Origin of the sequence: Loigolactobacillus zhaoyuanensis (genome assembly GCF_003946385.1) — a bacterium.
In the GTDB taxonomy this organism is placed as follows: Bacteria; Bacillota; Bacilli; order Lactobacillales; family Lactobacillaceae; genus Loigolactobacillus; species Loigolactobacillus zhaoyuanensis.
Window position 1 is genome coordinate 68,781 of the sequence record NZ_RHOE01000003.1, and the last position, 19,355, is coordinate 88,135.

A 19,355-nucleotide genomic window follows, 5' to 3' on the forward strand; every position below is an offset into this window, starting at 1 on the left:
TTAGCGATTTTTGGAACAAAAAGCATCCACTTATTGTGGAGTAGAACCATGTTTCAACTTGGCGATTTTTGCCATAGTTGAATGGATATCGACCGTAACATTAGCGATTTTTGGAACAAAAAGCATCCACTTATTGTGGAGTAGAGGAGGAACTTAACTTGTTTATTGACCAAGTTAGAATTACAGCAAAAGCAGGCCGCGGTGGCGACGGTGTTGTTGCTTTTCGGCGTGAAAAATTTATCCCACTTGGTGGGCCAGCCGGCGGCGATGGTGGTCGCGGCGGCAGTGTTATCTTAAAAGTCGATGAAGGTTTACGTACTTTAATGGATTTTCGTTACAAGCGAATTTTTAAAGCTCCTAGTGGCGAAAATGGTATGAACAAAGGTATGACCGGCCGCGGCGCTAAAGATACGTACATCAGCGTACCACCTGGCACTACGATTCGCCGGACGGCCGACGATCATTTATTAGGTGATCTAACTGAAGATGGCCAAGAGCTGGTGATCGCTAAAGGTGGCCGCGGTGGTCGTGGCAACGTTCATTTTGCTTCGCCTAGAAATCCAGCACCAGAAATTTCTGAAAACGGGGAACCAGGTGTAGAAGTAGAAATTAATTTAGAACTTAAATTATTGGCGGATGTTGGCTTGATCGGCTTTCCATCAGTTGGTAAATCAACTTTATTGTCGGTTATTACCAGTGCTAAGCCTAAAATTGGTGCTTATCACTTTACCACATTAGTACCTAATTTAGGGATGGTCAGCTTACCGGACGGTCGTAGTTTTGCGGCTGCGGATATGCCAGGCTTGATTGAAGGTGCCGCTAATGGGGTTGGTTTAGGAATCGAATTTTTACGGCATATTGAGCGGACTCGTGTATTACTCCATTTAATTGATATGAGTGGTGAGGACGAACAAGATCCGTTTACCGATTACGAAAAAATCAACGCGGAATTAGCTAAGTACGATCCAAGTTTGTTGGACCGACCACAAATTATCGTGGCAACTAAAATGGATATGCCCGATAGTGCAGATAATTTGGCGACCTTTAAAGAACAATTGGCTGCGGCCCAAGTGACATTACCAATTTTCCCTGTGGCGGCAATTGCCCACCAAGGCTTGAACGAGCTATTGTTGGCAACCGCTGACTTATTGGAAGCAACCCCAGCTTTTCCACTTTATAGTGCCGACGCTGATGAAACTGAGCAAACTTATGATTACGAGGCTGACCAACCAGGGTTTGAAATCAAGCGCGACAACGATGGCGTTTTTGTCATTACTGGGCAAAAGGTTGAACGACTCTATCAGATGTCTAATTTAGAGCACGATGACAGTGTGATGCGTTTCGCTCGTCAATTACGCGGTATGGGGATCGATGATGCGTTACGTGAAAAAGGCGCAACTAATGGTGATTTGGTGCAGATCGATGAATTCACATTTGAATTTGTTGAATAGGCTGGAATTAAAGAAATAGGTTGTGGCAAATAATGGAACATAAAAAAAGATTGGCAAGCAGCCGATACATTACTGGTATCGATGGGTTACGAGCCATCGCTGTGATTGGTGTTATTTTATATCATTTAATACCTTTTAATGTACCGGGCGGGTTTTTGGGTGTTGTTATTTTCTTAGTGCTGACTGGGTATCTGATCACAGATTTATTAGTCCAAGAGTGGGATCAGAATGGCCACATTGACTTAAAGTCTTTTTATCGACGGCGGGTCACACGGCTATATCCGGCATTGGTTACAATGCTCTTTTCAACAGCAGCGTATATTACCTTATTTCAGCGGCAACTGTTAGCGCAATTACGGGGGATTTTGTGGAGTAATCTTTTGTATGTTTACAATTGGTGGCAAATTTTGCATGGTCAGTCTTATTTTGATCGTTTTGCTAATAATGAGTCGCCATTTACCCATTTATGGACATTATCGATCGAAGGTCAGCTTTACCTGATCTGGCCGGTGATCATTGTTGGGTTACTACTGTTTATCAAGCGACGCCATCAAATCGCTAATCTTTTATTAGTGCTGGGACTATTATCGGCCTTGTTAATGGCCTGGTTATACGTTCCAGGTCATGATCCTAGCCGTGTATATTATGGCACGGACACACGTTTATTTGCGGTTCTATTTGGTGCGGCGCTGGCTTTCATTTGGCCCAGCAGTGTGCTTAAGCCTAAGATCGGTCGGCCACAGTGGTTGTTGCTCGACAGCATTGGTGTGGTGACAATTGTGGTGACGATCATCGTGTACTTTAAACTTAATGCGCAAAGTGCATTCGTTTATCGTGGTGGTATGGTGTTGTTCACATTAATGATCGTTTTACTGACGGCGGTGACGGTCCATCCCGGAGCCCATGTTAATCGTTGGTTGACGAATCCGATTTTTACTTGGATCGGGCGGCGTAGCTATGGTATTTATTTGTACCAATTTCCGGTGATGATCTTTTATGAAAATCAAATCGGTGATATCGCTAAAATGCCTTGGTTACACATTTTAATTCAGTTGATTTTGATTGCCTTGATCAGTGAACTTTCTTATCGTTTTGTAGAAAAACCACTAAGTCATCTTCACTGGCATCAGATGAACCATGCTGGCTGGCGCCGATTATGGGTGTTGCCGGCAATGGCCGTGTTTGTTGTTGGACTGACTGGTGCGATCAAGGCGCCAGCGCATGCCCATGCGGATAATACACCTTTAGCGCGCACAATTAAGCGTAATGCAAAGGCAAACTCAACTCGTAACGCCAAGTTGATCGCTGATGCTAAAAAGCGCAAGCAACAACCCAGTGATAGCTCAAGCGCTAATTCAGCTGCAACTAGCAGTTCTAGCAGTAGTACAGCGCCAATCGGTGACTTAACGGCTGAACAGACACAGCAGGCACAGCAATTACCAATTGTAGGCATTGGTGATTCAGTTATGCTGGATGGTGTCGATGCGTTGCAAAAGATTTTTCCACAAATGATCGTTGATGCTTCAGTGGGACGCCAAGTGAGTGAAAGTCCAGCAATTCTAACGGGCTACGCCAACAAAGGTGTTTTAGCTAATACGGTGTTGATCGGATTAGGCACGAATGGCGCCTTTAATGAGCAGCAATTGGATGAGATAATGCGGACCGTTGGGGCACAACGCCAAGTTTTCTGGATCAATGTACGCGTTCCAACGCGTGGTTGGCAAAATACGGTCAATAATTCATTGCAGCAAGCGGCCAAGCGTTGGCCTAACTTAACGGTGATCGATTGGTATGATTACAGTAACGGTCATCCGGATTGGTTCTACGATGATCAAGTGCATCCGAATGAAAATGGCAAGCAGCATTACGCTGACTTTATTGCGCAGCAGATTTTGGTGCACCTTAAGCATTAAGCTGAATTTAAGTTTATCAAGTTATACTGGTGCCACTAGAAAAAATGAGGTGGGTAAATTGGTTAAAAGTGCTAAAGCGTTACTTGTTGAAGATGATGTCGAGCTATCTGCCAGCGTCCGTGACTTTATCACAGATTTTTTAGATGTGACTCAAGTCTATGATGGCGAAGAAGGCGAATTTGCTGCTGCACAAGGAATCTATGATTTAATCATTTTGGATTTAATGCTGCCAGGCAAAAATGGTTACGATATTTTAAAAGAGATCCGGGCGCAGCATATTGAGACGCCAGTGTTGATTTTAACGGCTAAAGACGGTATCGACGATAAGTTACATGGCTTCAACATTGGTGCCGATGACTATTTAACTAAACCATTTCATCGGGAGGAATTAATCGCCCGAATCAAAGCGTTATTAAAGCGAAGTGGTCACTTTTATCAAGAAAACATTCTTGATATTGGTGATATTAGCGTTAATTTACAAAATCGTAGTGTAATGGTGACTGACAACGAAATTCAACTAAACGGTAAGGAGTTTGATCTACTAGTCTATTTAGTTGAAAATCAAAATACAATTATTACTAAGGAACAAATATTTGATCGTCTGTGGGGATTTGATTCAGAAACCAGTATCACAGTGGTTGAAGTTTATATGAGTAATTTACGTAAAAAATTGAAGCCATATCACGCTGATACGATGATTAAAACACTGCGGAATGTTGGCTATATGGTTGAAGTGACCGTATGAAAGTAGTTAATCATAAACAGCAGATTCGACTATTTCTCACTGAACTGATCAGCTTTGCGGTTATTTTTCTGTCGTTGGGTACGATTGTTTATCTATCGTTTCAGCACGAAATTTATCGGAATGTTGACCAAGGTTTAGAAATGAAACGTAGCCAATTACTGCTTCGCCAATTTAAAACCAAGGCTGGTCACGTACAACACAAGGATTCACCGCCACCAGATTTCCGAATTAATTTTTTGATCTATAATAACAAGGGTAAAGTGATCAATACGCAGATGCTAGGTGATACCTATGATTTATTGACTGGGATCAAGTTAAATCGTGGTCAAAAAGGTAAAATCGTCAGTCTAACGACGGCCGATGGTAGTAAATTTCGCTCGTTGTTAGTTAAGGTGCCTGCGTCTAATGGCTCGACAATGTATGCCGGTCGTTATGTGCAAATTATCCAAAATATTGATTCAGAAGACCAAGCGGTACAAAGTTTCCGTAATGTGTTGATTTTAACGATGTTATTTTTCTGGTTATTATCGATCTTGCTCAGTTATTTGTTATCACGCTGGAATATGCGGCCCATTCTAAAATCATGGCAGCAACAACAGGATTTTGTGGCCAATGCGGCTCACGAACTACGAACGCCTCTAACTATTATTCAAAGTAAAATGGAGTTATTGTTGACTAAACCCAACGATAAAATTATTAATCAAATGGAACCGATCGCCTTATCTTTGTCGGAAACGCGGCGGTTGAATCAGCTAACGCGCGATCTACTGATGTTAGCACGGTCGGACTCCAATATGACGCAAGTGATACGGCAACCGACCCCGATGGCTGATTTTTTACAGCAAGTGATCGCACCTTATTCAGAAATTGCTGCCAGTCAAGATAAAACTTTTACAGCGCAAATTGATTTAACCGGCGCACAAATGGTTGATCAGAAGCAGATTCATCAATTACTGGTGATTCTGTTGGACAATGCCTTGAAATATACACAAACCGGCGATCAAATTGGATTTAAGGCTTATGTGCGTAATAATCGTTGGCAAGTCGAAGTTGTGGATACTGGTATCGGGATCGCACCAGAAAACCGTAAAGCTGTTTTTGAACGTTTTTATCGCGAAGATAAGTCGCGTAGTCGCCAAACTGGCGGTAACGGCTTAGGCTTAGCGATTGCAAAATGGATCATCGACAGTCATCAAGGGACAGTTAAAGTATTGGGAAATGAGCCTCAAGGATCGCGCTTCGTCTTGAGTTTTCCCATTGAGCACATCAAGAAAGAATTGCATTAGGCAGTAAGCGCGAGACAAAATGTACAACCGTCTCGCGCTTATTTTGTTGGAATGGATAAAATTTATTTGCGCAAAGTCAAAAATACTGATTAAATAGATACGCGTAGTGTCACAAAATTTCACAGCGGTTATTTAGTTGCTGTGCCGCAAAAAGATGTAAAATTAATTAAAATAGAATTGGTCAACCGCTACTTATCCCAGTTGGCCGCAGTAAACTTGCACGATTGATTCGCTAATTAAAGTAATTTATAGAAATGGATGAATGAACTGATGGAATTAGAATTTCTTGGTACAGGTGCTGGCTCGCCGGCGCGTTATCGTAATGTGACCAGCATTGCCCTGAAACTACTAGATGAACGCAATGCGGTCTGGTTGTTTGATGTAGGCGAAGGAACACAGCATCAAATTTTGCGGACGACGATTCGACCACGTAAAGTTGAAAAAATTTTTATTACACATTTACACGGTGATCATATTTTTGGGTTGCCGGGCTTTCTAAGTAGCCGGTCGTTCCAAGGTGGTAACCAGCCGTTAACGATTTATGGACCAAAGGGTGTGCGTGATTACGTGCAAACTAGTTTACGTGTTTCCGATACCCATTTAACTTATCCATTGAAGTTTGTTGAAATAGCCGACAATGGTAAGGTTTTTGAAGATGAAAGCTTCCGAGTTGAATGTCGTAAGCTGGATCATCGCATCGCTAGTTTTGGCTATCGCGTGATTGAAAAGGATCATACTGGCGAACTGCTGGTTGACAAGCTACAAGCTGCTGGCATTAAGCCAGGTCCTGAATACGGTCAAATTAAAGCGGGTAAAGATGTTACTTTAGCAGATGGCGAAGTGGTGCCTAGTAGTGACTTTATTGGACCAGCGCAGAAGGGTCGGATCGTTACAATTTTAGGTGACACACGGCGAACTGCTAACAGCTATACCTTAGCTGAAAACGCTGATGTTTTAGTTCATGAAAGTACTTTTGGCCAGGCAGACGGTCGGATCGCCTACAATTATTATCATTCGACTAGTGCTCAGGCAGCGGAGATCGCTAAAAAGGCCAACGTAAAGCAGCTTTTATTGACCCATATTTCGGCGCGTTATGTGGGTAAAGCTGCGCATGAGTTACAATCAGAAGCGCGACAAATTTTTCCACATACGCGCGTAATGAAGGATTTTGATCAAGTTATCATTCCGTTACAAAAAAATTAGTCGTAGCACTGAACTGAACCTAATTAATCGGTATAACGGATGAAATTGATCAATAAATGGAGGTGCTACCGATGAATTTAACAAATAAAACAGTTTTGATCACCGGCGCTTCAGGCGGTTTAGGTGCTGCGTTAGCTTATGCAGCGGCAGCACGGGGTGCTAACTTGGTGTTATGCGCGCGGCGCGGCGATCGATTACGGCAGGTAGCGGCGCGGGCGCGGGCGATATCAGGTAAACGGGCGGACGCGATCCGAATCGATTTGACCCAGCCAGACCAGCTCGATCGTTTGTTGCCCATTTTGCAACAAAAGGTGGGTGCGGTCGATGTTTTGATCAATAATGCCGGCGTCGGTTATTTCGAAAACGCGCTGGATCTGCCTGATGAAAAATTAAGGCAGATCATGCGCTTAGATGTGGTTAGCCTGATACAATTGACCCAAAAAATCGGCTTAACAATGGCGGCATTACGGCGCGGGACGATCGTTAACATTGGTTCGCAAGCTGGTAAATTAGTTACGCCTAAAGCGAGTGTTTATGCTGCGGCCAAAGCAGCGGTAATTGCTTATTCCAATGGGTTACGGATGGAATTACGGCCACTAAATATTCACGTACTGACAGTCAATCCAGGACCGATCAAAACTGAATTTGCTCATATTGCCGATCCAACTGATCATTACGCACAGGCTGTTGCTGCAATTGCGCTTGATCCGGAGCGGTTGGCAAAGAAAATTATTCGTGGTATCGAACGTGATCTGCGGGAGATCAATGCGCCGTGGCCGATGGAATTAGCTGCCAAATTACGTACGTTTGCTCCCGGCATTGCTGATCACTTGATTGCTAGTCCATTATTCAATCGTAAATAATGAATTATATTTATGAAGTCGAGGAGGAAAATAGGGATGAAAAATCAATGGCGTCTAGTTTTAATCTTATTATTAGCTTTAGTGATCGTTATTTTTGCAGTGTTAAATGTTGCACCAGTTACCGTTCAGTTTGGTTTCGGTAGTGCAAAGTGGCCACTGATCATTGTGATCATTGTGTCTCTACTTTTAGGTGCGTTAGTGACGGTGCTAGTGTCAACTATGAGTGCGCTGGGTTTGCGGCGCCAAGTTAAGGCGTTGACGGCTGATAAAAAGCAGCAAGAAACTCAGGTTGATCAAGCGGTAGCCACTGCCACTGCAAAACTCAACACTAAATTAGCGGAAAAAGAAGATCAGATCAATGCCTTGCAGCAACAAGCTTCGACGACAACGCCGAATTCACAAGCATAAACAGGACTTTCATTCGGCCGGGATTTTGTTATAATAGTTTGGTTGGGAGTGTGAATGAATTAATGAAATCCCGTTTTAATTGGCAATATTTGCCACAACCAAAAGCGGCGTTGGTTAAAGATCTAGCTGAAAAATGTCAGTTAGCGCCAGCAGTCATTCGCTTATTGATCAATCGTGGCTTGACTGAACAAACGACAATCGAAAAATTTTTAAATCCGGGAGTGGATCAATTGCATGATCCACTTTTATTATTTGATATGGAAAAAGCTGTTGCTCGAATTCGGCAAGCTATTGAGGCTAATCAACTGATCACGGTTTATGGTGATTATGATGCTGATGGTGTGACTAGTACTAGCATTATGTTGGAAACATTGGAAGCATTAGGTGCCAATGTGAATATTTATATTCCTAACCGCTTTAATGAAGGTTACGGTCCGCACCAGGCTGCCTTTGAGAAGCTGCTGGCTGCTGGTACGCAATTGATCGTCACGGTCGATAATGGGGTCGGTGGTCAGGCGCCCATCGCGTACGCCCAAGAACATGGCGTTGACGTCATCGTTACTGATCACCATGAATTACCGTCTGAATTACCGCCTGCATTTGCAATCATTCATCCGCGCCATCCACAAGGACACTATCCATTTGGTGACCTTTCTGGTGTTGGGATCGCTTTTAAAGTCGCTAGTGCATTGATGGAAGAACCAGCTAGCGATAGCTTTGATTTGGCGGCGATCGGTACAGTCGGCGATTTAGTGTCCTTAACTGATGAAAATCGCGCGTTAGTCAGTCTGGGTCTACAACAATTACGGCAATCGACACGGCCTGGAATCACTGCTTTATGTGCAGTGGCGGGTATTGAACAAGCTAAGCTGGATGAACAATCGATCGGCTTCGGTATTGCGCCGCGGTTGAATGCTTTGGGTCGCTTAGGTGACGCGAAGGATGGGGTTAAATTATTGACCACGTTCGATCCAGATGAAGCAACTGAATTGGCTAAATTCGTGCAAACACAAAATGAGCGCCGTCAACAATACGTTAAAGATATTGCTGCAGTGGCTATGGAAATGGCGACAACGCCAGAAAATCAGCAACGACAAACGTTAATTTTAGCGCATAAAGATTGGCATGAAGGCGTGCTAGGAATCGTGGCCAGCCATGTGGTCGAAGCGACTGGTAAACCAACGTTGGTGATGACCGAGCTGGAAGATCATACGGTGAAAGGCTCCGGCCGTAGTGTGCCGGCTTTTAACTTATTTAGCGTGTTGGATCACTATCGCGATTTAATGACTAGTTTTGGTGGCCATCATATGGCGGTGGGCTTATCGGTTCCGGCAGATAATTTAGCGGCATTAAGGACTGGTTTAGAAACTCAAGCGGATACGGTAGATCTGCGCCACCAAGGTGGCATTGATCTGAAAATTGATCTTAAGCTGACCGTTCCGGAAGTTACTAGTGATTTTCTCCACGCCTGTCAGCAACTGGCACCATTTGGAACTGGTAATCCCGCACCTAAATTAGCAATCACACCGGAAAAAGTGACCGATGTGCGTGCTATTGGGACTGATCAAGCCCATTTAAAATTCAAGTTAACGACACAAAACACTAATTTAGATGTGATCGCCTTTCAAAAGGGCCAATATGCTGAGGACTTAATGGCAGCTGATCAGTTGACGGTAGTTGGTGAACTTGGTGAAAATGAGTGGCACGGCCACCGTACCTTACAATTACAGTTAACTGATTTTGCAACTAGTGGCGTTGAAATCATTGATAAACGGACGACCCATTTAACCCGTCATTTATTTCAGTATCAAGCGACGTACGTCTTTTTCTCAGCTAAATTACAACAACAATTGCGGGCTTATTTGCCAGCCGGTGCTACAGCAGTACTGGCTACTGAACCATTTACGGTGACGACTAATACTTTAGTTTTAGTCGATTTACCGGCGACGTTGGCTGAATTAACAACATTGCTGCAGCAACATCAAGCGGAAGTGGATAAGTTGATCACCTTTTTCTATATGCAGCATCCAGTTTATTTGACGGGGATGCCCGCACATGCTGAATTTGGTCGTTTGTTTAAATTTACCACTACGCACCAAGGTATCAATCTGCGGACGCAGTTAGCGACTTTAGCGACTTACTTGCATTTAAAGCAAGAACCACTTGTTTTCATGATTCAGGTGTTTTCTGAGTTAGGATTTGTTAAAATAGTTGATGGCGTTATGAACGGCGTCGCCCAGCCAGCAAAGGCTGATTTGCAAACCGCACCTAGTCATCAGTTACGGCAGCAGCAAATGACCACTGAACAAGTGTTGGTTTACAGTAATTATCAAGAACTAAAAAAATGGTTAAACGCACAGATCGTGCCAGATGAAGGAGAAAAGAAGAATGTCAGTTGATTTAAATGATTATATTGCCAGCGTGCCAGATTTTCCAGAAAAGGGCGTTATTTTTCGGGATATTTCCCCATTGATGGCTGATGGCGTTGCTTACCGGCAAGCTACTGATGAGATCGCCGCTTATGCGCAGGGCAAGGATGTTGATATGATCGTTGGGCCAGAAGCGCGGGGCTTTATCGTAGGCTGTCCCGTAGCCTATAAACTAGGTTTGGGCTTTGCGCCAGCACGTAAAAAGGGTAAATTACCTCGGTCAACTGTCTCAGCCAGCTACGGTTTAGAGTATGGCGAATCAACTTTATATTTGCACAAAGATGCAATCAAACCTGGTCAAAAAGTTTTAGTGACTGACGATTTGTTAGCCACTGGTGGGACGATTGCGGCGACAATTCAATTAGTTGAAGAATTAGGTGGTATTGTTGTGGGTACGGCCTTCTTGATGGAATTAAAAGATCTTGGTGGTCGTGAAAAAATCAAAGATTATGATATGTTAGCTTTATTGCAGTACTAAAAAAGTGTTCCCTAGGGAACACTTTTTTAGTACTGTTTACGATATTGGCGTTGATCAGCAGTGATGCCAGCCAAAACATATTGTGCTGGGTCTTGACTAAGATCTAATTCAACGGTACTACCATCAACCGGCAATTGCTGGTTGAATATTTTTTCGTAGGTGGGGATGGTGACTTGTTGCCGCGCCGCAAACATTTTTTGGTGCTGGGTCGGAATCAAGGCTTGTTTAAAGTCGGCTTGTAAAATTCCGCTGTAAAATTCGCTGACTGCACCGGAACCGTAACTGAATAAACCGATCCGATCGCCTGCCGTTAGCGTTTTTGTATTTTCTAATAAGGATAATAAACTGAGATATAGTGAGCCCGTGTATAAATTACCGACGATTTGATTATATTGGCGTGAATCCTCAAAGTTAGCGCTAAGTCGTTGTTGGGTAAGCTCATCGGTCTGCGGTAAAATTGAGCGGAGCGCTTTTAGTCCCATTTTAGTGTAGGGCAGATGGAAAGCTAGAGCATCAAAATTAGTTAAAGTCATCCCGCTTTGTGCTCGGTAAGCATCAAAAACTTCGTTAAAGAAATCGACGTACATATGGCCGGAATAGTGGCCATCAACTTTAGCTTCTGTAGCGTAGTTTGGTCGCCAAAAGTCCATAATATTTTCAGTTAAGACCGTGCTATCTTCCTCGATGGCTAAGATCCGCGGATCCTTGCTGATAATCATTGCGACTGCGCCGCCACCTTGAGTCGGTTCGCCGGCGTTGCCAATACCATAACGGGCAATGTCGCTGGCGGTGATCAGCACTTTTTTGTCGGGATGCAAAGCAATATAGCCACGAGCTAGTTGCAAAGCAGCTGTTGCAGAATAGCAGGCTTGTTTAACTTCAAAAGCACGGACTTGCCGTGGTAGATCAAGTAAGCTTTGCAAGTAAACGGCGCCTGATTTGGACTGATCGATACCAGACTCAGAAGCAAAAATAATGGTGTCGATCTGCTGCCGATTTTCTGGTGTCAGAATTTTAGCGGCGGCATTAGCAGCCAAGGTGACACTATCCTGCGTTGGCGGGATCACCGCCATTTTTTTCTGACCAATGCCGATCAAGTATTTATTAGGATCTTCATGACGGGCTTGTGCCAGCTCAGCCATGTCAACAAAATATTGTGTGGTATGGAAGCTGATTTGGTCAATACCAATTTTCATTTAAAGAAAAGCTCCTTGTCTGCTTGAGTTTTTATTCTTGCGAGTTGCTGGATCGTAGTAATTGGGTCTTGCGTTTAGCTGTTTTTTGAGTCAGTAGAATGGCAGCGGCTAATAAAATTAGTGGGACCAAAGCGACTGAAGGTAACAGCCAAAAAATTAGGAACGCGCCAATACCGGCAATATTGGCCACCAACATTGCCGGTATCCGGAAAGCACGTAGATAGGAAATAAGGTGCAGACCGATTCCGATCCAAGTAAATACCGCCAGATGACCTAACAATGCCGTTCGTGCAGCTAAATAATTACTGACGTGAAATAATGATAACGCATGTCCAACGCCTAATACTGCAAAACTGAGCAAGAGGAATAAGATAAATAAAGTATCATAGAAACCTGGTAATTTGAGCAACGAAATTTTCACGGCTGACACCTCAGAGTAAAAGATAAATTTATTCTTAGTATAGCAGAGATTTTGTGCCATGAAAATTCTTTGTATATGCAATTTGTTTTTTGTGAAATAAATTTATGGTTTAGTGCAACTAATAGCTGAAATTTTTAGGCTTAGATTGGATGTAGACAGGTGATAATAGACGGCTAGTTCTTAATTAAATTAAAGCGAGCGTTTTCACACTAGTTTATTTAGAAGCGTGTTATACTGAAATTAATTAATCTAGAGGAGTGATTCGATGACAGATAAAACATTTTCTAAAGCTGAATTAGCACAATATGATGGTAGCGACGGTAAAAAAGCCTATGTAGCGATCGATGGTTTAGTCTATGATGTCACTGACGTTAAGCCTTGGGCTGGCGGCAAACATCATGGTCAAACTGCTGGTCAAGATCTATCAGCAGTGATCGTTAAGGCGCCACATAAGAAATCGGTCTTAGAAAAATTGACGGTTGTGGGCAACTATACTGAATAAAGTTAAAGGGTTGGCACATAATTTTATGTGCTAGCCCTTTTTCAAAGCTTAGTGTTAGTAAGTTTTATAGCGGCTTAGCTGAAGATAAAAATAGTTGAATTAGTATGCGTTATATTTTCTTCTAGCGGCCTCCCTTGGTATGCTGAAACTAAATTGATACAAAGGGAGTGGCTTAGCATGACGAAACGATTATTAGGCAACTTAGTGATCGCGTTATTTTTAGTTTTAGCGGTCGTGGTTGTCGCTTATCTACTGCTACTGATCGATGCAGTGGCGGTGATTCGCTTTGTTTAAACTTATTATCAGATGCATGAGTCGAATTCAAAAAGAGTTCGACTTTTTTATTAACTTTAAATAAGTCAAATTAGTAGCCGGATGCCCTGATTTAGACTAAACTTGCAACAACATTTAAGTGCGGTAGGAGGGATCTTATGTTAGCGGTTATGATCGGCTTGCTCATTGGTATTGGATTACCGATGCAAACTAGTATTAATTCAAGGTTACGGCAATCGTTAGGCTCACCATTTTTAGCATCGTTAATTTCGTTTGCCTTAGGGACAGTTTTTTTGGCAGCAATCACGTTGATCGGTCAACACACATTATTAATTTCCGCAGTATTATTGCGGCAACAGCCTATCTGGTTGTGGCTAGGTGGTATTTTTGGGGTAATTTATCTAACCGGTAATATTTTGCTATTTCCTAAATTAGGTAGTGTACAGACGGTGATCATGCCGGTATTAGGCCAAATTATTGCTGGCTTGTTGATCGATAATTATGGTTTGTTTTATTCGTTGGCCACGCCTTTATCAGTGAGTCGCCTGTTAGGGGCTTTGCTAGTGTTGCTGGGAATCGTTGGAGCAGTCGGGCTTGATGATTGGTTAGCGCAACGGGGCAAAAAGATACACCAAGAAGCCGTAGTCGCAACGACGCACGGTGGTTTATGGTTGTGGCGCTTACTGGGAGTGCTTGCAGGGATGTTTAGCGCAACTCAAACGGCGATCAATGGACATTTAGGTCAAGTTTTAGGTTCAACGATGCAGGCTGCTTTTATTTCGTTTTTTGTGGGGACGGTGGCGCTGCTGATAGTTGTTTTGATTTTACGGCCTAAATTCCAATTTAAAAAAGGACAGTCACAACCGTGGTGGATGTGGATCGGCGGCTTGATCGGTGCTTTCTATGTTCTCGGTAACGTTTACTTGGTGCCGCTAGTGGGAACTGGCTTGGCGGTGGTCATTGTATTGGTTGGGTTGATGGTCGGCAGTTTGCTGATCGATCAATTTGGTTGGTTAGAATCACGACAGAATCCAGTTACGCGTGTACAGTTATTGAATTTGGCGGTGATGGTTGCCGGCGTAATGCTGATTCGATTGGTCTAGTGGTATAATGGATGATATTCCAGTAGACAGAAAGGTGCATATTTCAATGCAAAAAGAATTTACTTTTGATCCAGAGCTAACTGTTGATCGGTTAGGTTACGGGACGATGCAATTACCTGGCCAAGGCGTTTGGGGACCAGCAGCAGATGCCAAAAAAGCAGCAGCGGTGATCGTTGCTGCAATTGATGCGGGGGTCAACTTTATTGATACCGCTGATTCTTATGGACCGTTTTTCGCCAATCTATATTTGAAGGACGCCCTACAGCAACGGCCTGAGCATAAAGTTATGGTGGCGACTAAAGTTGGGTTTACTCGGCAAGGACCAAATCAATGGACGGCAGTTGGTAATCCGGCATACTTGCGGCAACAAGTGGAATTAAATTTATTCAGTTTAGGCTTAGAGCAAATCGATTTGCTCCAATTACACCGAATTGATCCTGATTTTAGTATTGAAGAACAGGTAGGCGAACTGGCAGCGCTACAAAAAGAAGGTAAAATCAAGCATATTGGCTTGAGCCAAGTTTCTGTTGCCCAAATCAAAGCGGCCCAAAAAGTGGCGCCGATCGTATCAGTGCAAAATCGTTATAATTTGATCGATCGTGCTGATGAAGCAGTGCTGGATTATGCGGAACAACAGCATATGGCTTTTATCCCTTGGTTTCCGTTGGCGACTGGTAAATTAACCAGCGGCGATGCGTTAACAACGATTGCAACAAAATATAATGCTACGCCGGCACAAATTGCGTTGGCCTGGTTACTGCAGCGTTCACCGGTAATTTTACCGATCCCAGGCACGTCCTCAGTTGATCATGTGCAGCAAAATATTGCGGCACAAGAAATTAAGCTTAGTGATGCTGATTTTGCACAGTTGAGCAAATTAGCTTAGTGACTGATAACCAAGCTAATTAATGCTGAAAGTATAAACTTAGGATCAGACTGTAAGACACTTATGGTAGGGTCCTATTTTTATCCAGTGATGCGGTATACTAGAATCAGTGAAAATTACGGAGGGGAAATATGAATTATACATTTATCGGCGATATTCATTCGGCAGCGGACGACTTGGCCGTTTTATTGGCCGAGCCAACACTGCAAGCGAGTCAAGTGATTTTTTTAGGCGATTATCTTGATGGCATGCCTGTTGGTGAATTAGCACCATTAAAGGTGTTGGATTTGATCATGGCACAAGTGAAAAATCATGCTGCTGTGGCATTATTAGGCAATCACGATGATTTCTGGGCACAAACCGCACTGGGTAATGAGTTGGCTTTTGATACGTGGAAGCGTAATGGTGGCCGTGCCACTTGGAAATTACTTGGGTTGCAGGGCGAGACGTTGCCGGCTATCAGTCAGCAGCTGAATCAGCCTCCGTTACTAGCGTACACAAAGTTTTTGCAGCAGCTGCCAGTGACCTGGGAAAATGAGCATATATTGGCAGTCCATGCCGGTATTTATTGGGGCACAGCGGTGAAGCAGCAGGTCAAAGATGATCTGATCTGGATTCGCGATTCTTATTTTTTTGATGATCCAGCTAATCCAACCAATTGGCATCGCAACGACCTCGGAAAGGTGATCGTTACGGGTCACACACCAGTGCAAACTTTGACCACTACCAAGCAGGGTTACGTTAAAATGCAAGCTGATCCGGCTGATACGCCGCGCTACAACATTGATTCTGGCAGTCGTTCTGGTGCAGCCAATGGCGGTATTTTTGCGCTAACGTTAGCCACAGATGGGCAAGTCGTCAGCCGCCATTGGGTGGTTGGCGGTCAGCTACAGGCGGTTGAATAATGGGAACGATTCGGATCATACGCGGCGATATTACTAAAATTAAAGTTGCAGCGATCGTTAATGCAGCTAACACTACATTGCTAGGTGGTGGAGGTGTTGATGGTGCGATTCATCGAGCAGCAGGGCCAGAATTATTGGCAGCTTGTCAAAAATTACATGGTTGTGCTACTGGCGAAGCTAAAATCACACCAGGATTTCGTTTACCAGCTCAATTTATCATTCACACCCCAGGACCAATTTGGCGCGATGGCACCCAAAGTGAAGCCTGCTTACTGCATAATTCTTATCGCAACAGTTTAGCTTTGGCGGCAGCGTATAATTGTCAAACAATTGCTTTTCCGTCACTGAGTACTGGCGTGTATCGCTATCCTTTAGCAGCCGCCGCTGTAATTGCGTTAACCACGATCCGCGATTTTTTAGCAGCGAATACCGTGATTCAGACGGTGACCATGGTTTGTTTTGATGCGACGACGTTGGCGGCTTATCAACAGGCATACCAGCAGGTAGTTGGCAATTAAACAGTAGAATCAAAAAAGCTGTGTACCACCATCAATGGCGGTACACAGCTTTTCAACATGCGTGTTAGTCGGCAACTACACTGGCGATATCGGTGCGCTGTAATTGCGTATGACCGCAACTAGAGGTGATAATATAACGTTCTGCAGCACCAATATTAAAAAAATTGCGGGCGGTAGTATTGATCACGGCGTCATCGGTGATGACTTTGACGCTATCGACCTGTTCTAAAATCAATTCTTCACCAGAATTCAGCATTAAAGTTAAAATTTTTACCATTATTTTGTGCTCCTTATATTTAGGTTTTAAATATAAGGTAATCTAAATAGATATGATAAGCAAAAATAACGCATGAAGTACAGGCTTAGTCAGCTGTTTGAATTTTAGTTACCTGAGTCAGCCTTTAGCTTAAATGTGCTAAAATAAGATTAATTAATGATACTAATAAAAGAGGGTCAAATGATGCAAAAAATTGCGGTTTATTGTGGTGCGGCGCCCGGTAATGATCCAGCCTATCAGGCGGCGACGGTGCAACTAGCTGACTGGCTAGTTGCGAATCATTTAGAGTTAGTTTATGGCGGTGGCGGGGTTGGCCTGATGGGCTTGCTGGCAAATGAAGTATTGGATGCGGGTGGTCAAGTCCATGGCGTGATGGCACAGGAATTAGCCGAGCGCGGGGCAGCACTGACGAGGTTAACTGATTTAAAAATTGTTGCCAATATGGCGGTCCGCAAACAAACCATGTTAACGTTAGCCGATGGTTGTATCGCGTTACCTGGCGGGCCAGGTACTCTGGAAGAAATCATTGAGGCTTTTTCTTGGGCGCGGATCGGTGATAATACCAATCCCTGTGTTTTCTACAACGTTGCAGGTTACTACGATCCTTTGAAGCAAATGTTTGATGATATGACACAGAAGGAATTTCTGACAACTACTGATCGGCAAAAACTGTTATTCACGGATTCATTAGCGGAAATCTTAAAATTTATGAATAGTTATGTACCACCAAAAGTACGGACATACCCGCAGGTTAGCGGTTTATAAGCAAGCGGCATTATTAGTGGCATTAGGTTACACTTTAGTCACCATCAGCCACAAATTTTGTGGTAAAAGTTCAGTTGGCAAAGTATCGGCGCGGGCCTTATTCTCTCAGTGGCAACGGTGATCTATCGCGGACTGGTGGTGATATGTTTTTTTGCATAAAGCTAAAAGGCGGCGTGAACTATTTTTACGTGACTTGGGTAAGTGTTGGTCGTTATTGGGGCGATCACGACCAACGATTTTTTGGTTGATAAAGTTTCGTGTTGTGCCAGATAATGCTAGTTGGAGGCCTTTATGGAAATTCGTTTATTAAAATATTTTATCACTATCGCTGAAGAAGGCACGGTATCGCAAGCGGCACAAGTTTTGCATATTACGCAACCCACCTTGAGCCGTCAATTAAAAGAATTGGAAACTGATCTAGATACGCAATTATTTACTCGGCAAAAGAATCGGCTGCATCTGACTGAAGCTGGTTTATTTCTAAAAAGTCGTGCTGAAGAGATTCTTGAATTGACCGATCAAACACAGCAGGAATTTATTGATCGAAAAAAGCAGTTATTTAGCGGTCATATTGCACTTGGCTGTGTGGAGGCTGATAATTCAGATACTTTGTCGCTGATTTTGGAGGAATTTATTGCTGATTATCCGGAAGTGACTTTTAGTATCTACACGGAAACAAGTGATGATATTGTGGAACGATTGGATAAAGGCTTGATCGACTTAGCAGTATTATTGGAACCGATCAATACTGCTAAATATCACAAAATTGTGCTACCACGGACTGAACGCTGGGGCTTATTAGTCTCCAGCGAATCCTTTTTAGCTGAAAGTGACGTGGTTCAGCCGGTTGACTTGATTGGGACGCCGCTACTAGTTTCCGGACGACCAGATGTGCAACAATTGGTAGCCGATTGGGTTGGACGGCCGCTAGCAAATCTAAATATTATCGGCAACTATAATCTTAGCTTCAATATTATTTCATTAGTACAGCGCCAAGTGGGATCTGCGGTCTGTATTGAAGGCGCCCCCCAGTATGGGACTGGTACTAAATTTATTCCGTTTGCGCCGGCAGTCCAGACGAATTGTGTGCTGGCGTGGCGCCGTGAACGTGAAACTTCACCAGTAGTGCGCGAGTTTATCCATTATTTTCGCCGGGCATTTGAGAACTAGTTGAGCTAGTTCTCTTTTTTTATGCTTAAAAAGCATAGAACGATTATAAATAAGCATTAGACGTATATACTTTTAGGCCGTATGCTAATAGGCGTAAGTTAAGTAAAAGGTGGCGAACGAATTGACGGTGGTGATCTATTTTTCCCATGCCGGCCAAAATAAGCAACATGGTGCAGTCCAATATATTAATAGTGGCAATACGGCACTGGTTGCACAAAAGTTGGCGGCGCAGCTAGATTGCCGCTGTCTTGCGTTGCAAGCTAGCGTGCCGTATTCAACTAATTACGCTGTAACTTTACAACGAGCGAAGACCGAATTAGCCCAACAAGTGACAGTAGCAGCGCAACCGTTAATTGCTGATCTAACTGCGGAAAAGAAAATTTTTATTGGTTTTCCGATTTGGTGGGGGACGTTATGGGCCTAGAATAAAAAGTGTACAAGTTAAATAGAGACTCTGATTTAGTATAATTAAGGAAGTAAATTGGAGGATCAAATAATGACGAAGCACAGTTATGACAAGGAATTTAAGGAACAGGCCGTTCAGTATTACTTAGATAACAAGG

At 43.4% G+C, this 19,355-nt stretch carries 20 protein-coding genes; 17 read left to right on the forward strand and 3 right to left on the reverse strand.

The genetic code is table 11. The annotated features are described in order from the left end of the window. Positions 1-158 precede the first annotated feature (158 nt). From obgE to EKM76_RS01350, 9 genes are all read left to right on the forward strand, one after another. Complete coding sequence (obgE, locus tag EKM76_RS01310) at positions 159-1,451, forward strand: GTPase ObgE (protein ID WP_125548868.1); 1,293 nt, start codon at positions 159-161, stop codon at positions 1,449-1,451. A gap of 32 nt (positions 1,452-1,483) precedes the next feature. Beyond that, positions 1,484-3,364, forward strand: coding sequence for an acyltransferase family protein (locus EKM76_RS01315; RefSeq protein WP_125548869.1), 1,881 nt, complete (start codon positions 1,484-1,486; stop codon positions 3,362-3,364). A gap of 58 nt (positions 3,365-3,422) precedes the next feature. Further along, positions 3,423-4,109: a response regulator transcription factor gene (locus EKM76_RS01320; protein ID WP_125548870.1), complete on the forward strand. Its 687-nt coding sequence runs from the start codon at positions 3,423-3,425 to the stop codon at positions 4,107-4,109. Next, entirely contained in the window at positions 4,106-5,395 is a 1,290-nt protein-coding gene (locus EKM76_RS01325) for a sensor histidine kinase (protein ID WP_125548871.1), read from the forward strand. Before EKM76_RS01320 ends, EKM76_RS01325 begins: the two co-directional genes overlap by 4 nt. Positions 5,396-5,665: 270 nt before the next feature. Next, the gene (rnz, locus tag EKM76_RS01330) at positions 5,666-6,598 is read left to right on the forward strand and encodes a ribonuclease Z (protein WP_125548872.1); all 933 of its coding nucleotides are present in this window, start codon (positions 5,666-5,668) and stop codon (positions 6,596-6,598) included. Between the two features lie 71 nt (positions 6,599-6,669). Continuing rightward, positions 6,670-7,461, forward strand: coding sequence for an SDR family NAD(P)-dependent oxidoreductase (locus tag EKM76_RS01335; RefSeq protein WP_125548873.1), 792 nt, complete (start codon positions 6,670-6,672; stop codon positions 7,459-7,461). A 36-nt stretch (positions 7,462-7,497) separates the two neighbouring features. Next, positions 7,498-7,869, forward strand: a complete 372-nt coding sequence (locus EKM76_RS13585) for a LapA family protein (protein WP_225417847.1) — start codon at positions 7,498-7,500, stop codon at positions 7,867-7,869. Positions 7,870-7,931: 62 nt separating this feature from the next. Next, the gene (recJ, locus tag EKM76_RS01345) at positions 7,932-10,268 is read left to right on the forward strand and encodes a single-stranded-DNA-specific exonuclease RecJ (RefSeq protein ID WP_125548874.1); all 2,337 of its coding nucleotides are present in this window, start codon (positions 7,932-7,934) and stop codon (positions 10,266-10,268) included. Then, complete coding sequence (locus EKM76_RS01350) at positions 10,258-10,776, forward strand: adenine phosphoribosyltransferase (RefSeq protein WP_125548875.1); 519 nt, start codon at positions 10,258-10,260, stop codon at positions 10,774-10,776. Before recJ ends, EKM76_RS01350 begins: the two co-directional genes overlap by 11 nt. 26 nt (positions 10,777-10,802) lie before the next feature. Here the strand turns inward: EKM76_RS01350 and EKM76_RS01355 are convergent, their stop codons facing one another. Together EKM76_RS01355 and EKM76_RS01360 are read right to left on the reverse strand one after the other, a co-directional pair. Beyond that, positions 10,803-11,972, reverse strand: coding sequence for a hydroxymethylglutaryl-CoA synthase (locus EKM76_RS01355; RefSeq protein ID WP_125548876.1), 1,170 nt, complete (start codon positions 11,970-11,972; stop codon positions 10,803-10,805). 31 nt (positions 11,973-12,003) lie between these two features. Continuing rightward, positions 12,004-12,393: a hypothetical protein gene (locus EKM76_RS01360; protein WP_125548877.1), complete on the reverse strand. Its 390-nt coding sequence runs from the start codon at positions 12,391-12,393 to the stop codon at positions 12,004-12,006. A gap of 265 nt (positions 12,394-12,658) precedes the next feature. Between EKM76_RS01360 and EKM76_RS01365 the strand changes: the two genes are divergently transcribed. The 5 genes from EKM76_RS01365 to EKM76_RS01385 all read left to right on the forward strand — a co-directional run bounded on the left by EKM76_RS01365 (position 12,659) and on the right by EKM76_RS01385 (position 16,580). After that, positions 12,659-12,895, forward strand: a complete 237-nt coding sequence (locus EKM76_RS01365) for a cytochrome b5 domain-containing protein (protein ID WP_125548878.1) — start codon at positions 12,659-12,661, stop codon at positions 12,893-12,895. Positions 12,896-13,326: 431 nt separating this feature from the next. Then, positions 13,327-14,271 carry a DMT family transporter gene (locus EKM76_RS01370; RefSeq protein ID WP_125548879.1) on the forward strand — a complete coding sequence of 315 codons (945 nt, stop codon included), beginning with the start codon at positions 13,327-13,329 and terminating at the stop codon, positions 14,269-14,271. 46 nt (positions 14,272-14,317) lie between these two features. Then, positions 14,318-15,157, forward strand: a complete 840-nt coding sequence (locus tag EKM76_RS01375) for an aldo/keto reductase (RefSeq protein WP_125548880.1) — start codon at positions 14,318-14,320, stop codon at positions 15,155-15,157. Positions 15,158-15,288: 131 nt separating this feature from the next. Beyond that, on the forward strand, positions 15,289-16,062 hold the full coding sequence (locus EKM76_RS01380) for a metallophosphoesterase (RefSeq protein ID WP_125548881.1): 774 nt from the start codon (positions 15,289-15,291) through the stop codon (positions 16,060-16,062). Then, entirely contained in the window at positions 16,062-16,580 is a 519-nt protein-coding gene (locus tag EKM76_RS01385) for an O-acetyl-ADP-ribose deacetylase (RefSeq protein ID WP_125548882.1), read from the forward strand. Before EKM76_RS01380 ends, EKM76_RS01385 begins: the two co-directional genes overlap by 1 nt. Positions 16,581-16,644: 64 nt before the next feature. Here EKM76_RS01385 and EKM76_RS13380 read toward each other — a convergent pair whose 3' ends face one another. Continuing rightward, on the reverse strand, positions 16,645-16,857 hold the full coding sequence (locus EKM76_RS13380) for a hypothetical protein (protein ID WP_164507555.1): 213 nt from the start codon (positions 16,855-16,857) through the stop codon (positions 16,645-16,647). 183 nt (positions 16,858-17,040) lie between these two features. Here EKM76_RS13380 and EKM76_RS01390 point away from each other — a divergent pair, with 183 nt between their 5' ends. The 3 genes from EKM76_RS01390 to EKM76_RS01400 all read left to right on the forward strand — a co-directional run bounded on the left by EKM76_RS01390 (position 17,041) and on the right by EKM76_RS01400 (position 19,216). Continuing rightward, positions 17,041-17,622 (forward strand): LOG family protein, encoded by a 582-nt coding sequence (locus EKM76_RS01390; protein WP_125548887.1) that lies wholly within the window; start codon positions 17,041-17,043, stop codon positions 17,620-17,622. A gap of 291 nt (positions 17,623-17,913) precedes the next feature. Then, positions 17,914-18,792: a LysR family transcriptional regulator gene (locus EKM76_RS01395; protein WP_125548883.1), complete on the forward strand. Its 879-nt coding sequence runs from the start codon at positions 17,914-17,916 to the stop codon at positions 18,790-18,792. 127 nt (positions 18,793-18,919) lie between these two features. Continuing rightward, the gene (locus EKM76_RS01400; protein ID WP_386794894.1) at positions 18,920-19,216 is read left to right on the forward strand and encodes a flavodoxin; all 297 of its coding nucleotides are present in this window, start codon (positions 18,920-18,922) and stop codon (positions 19,214-19,216) included. Positions 19,217-19,355 lie beyond the last annotated feature (139 nt).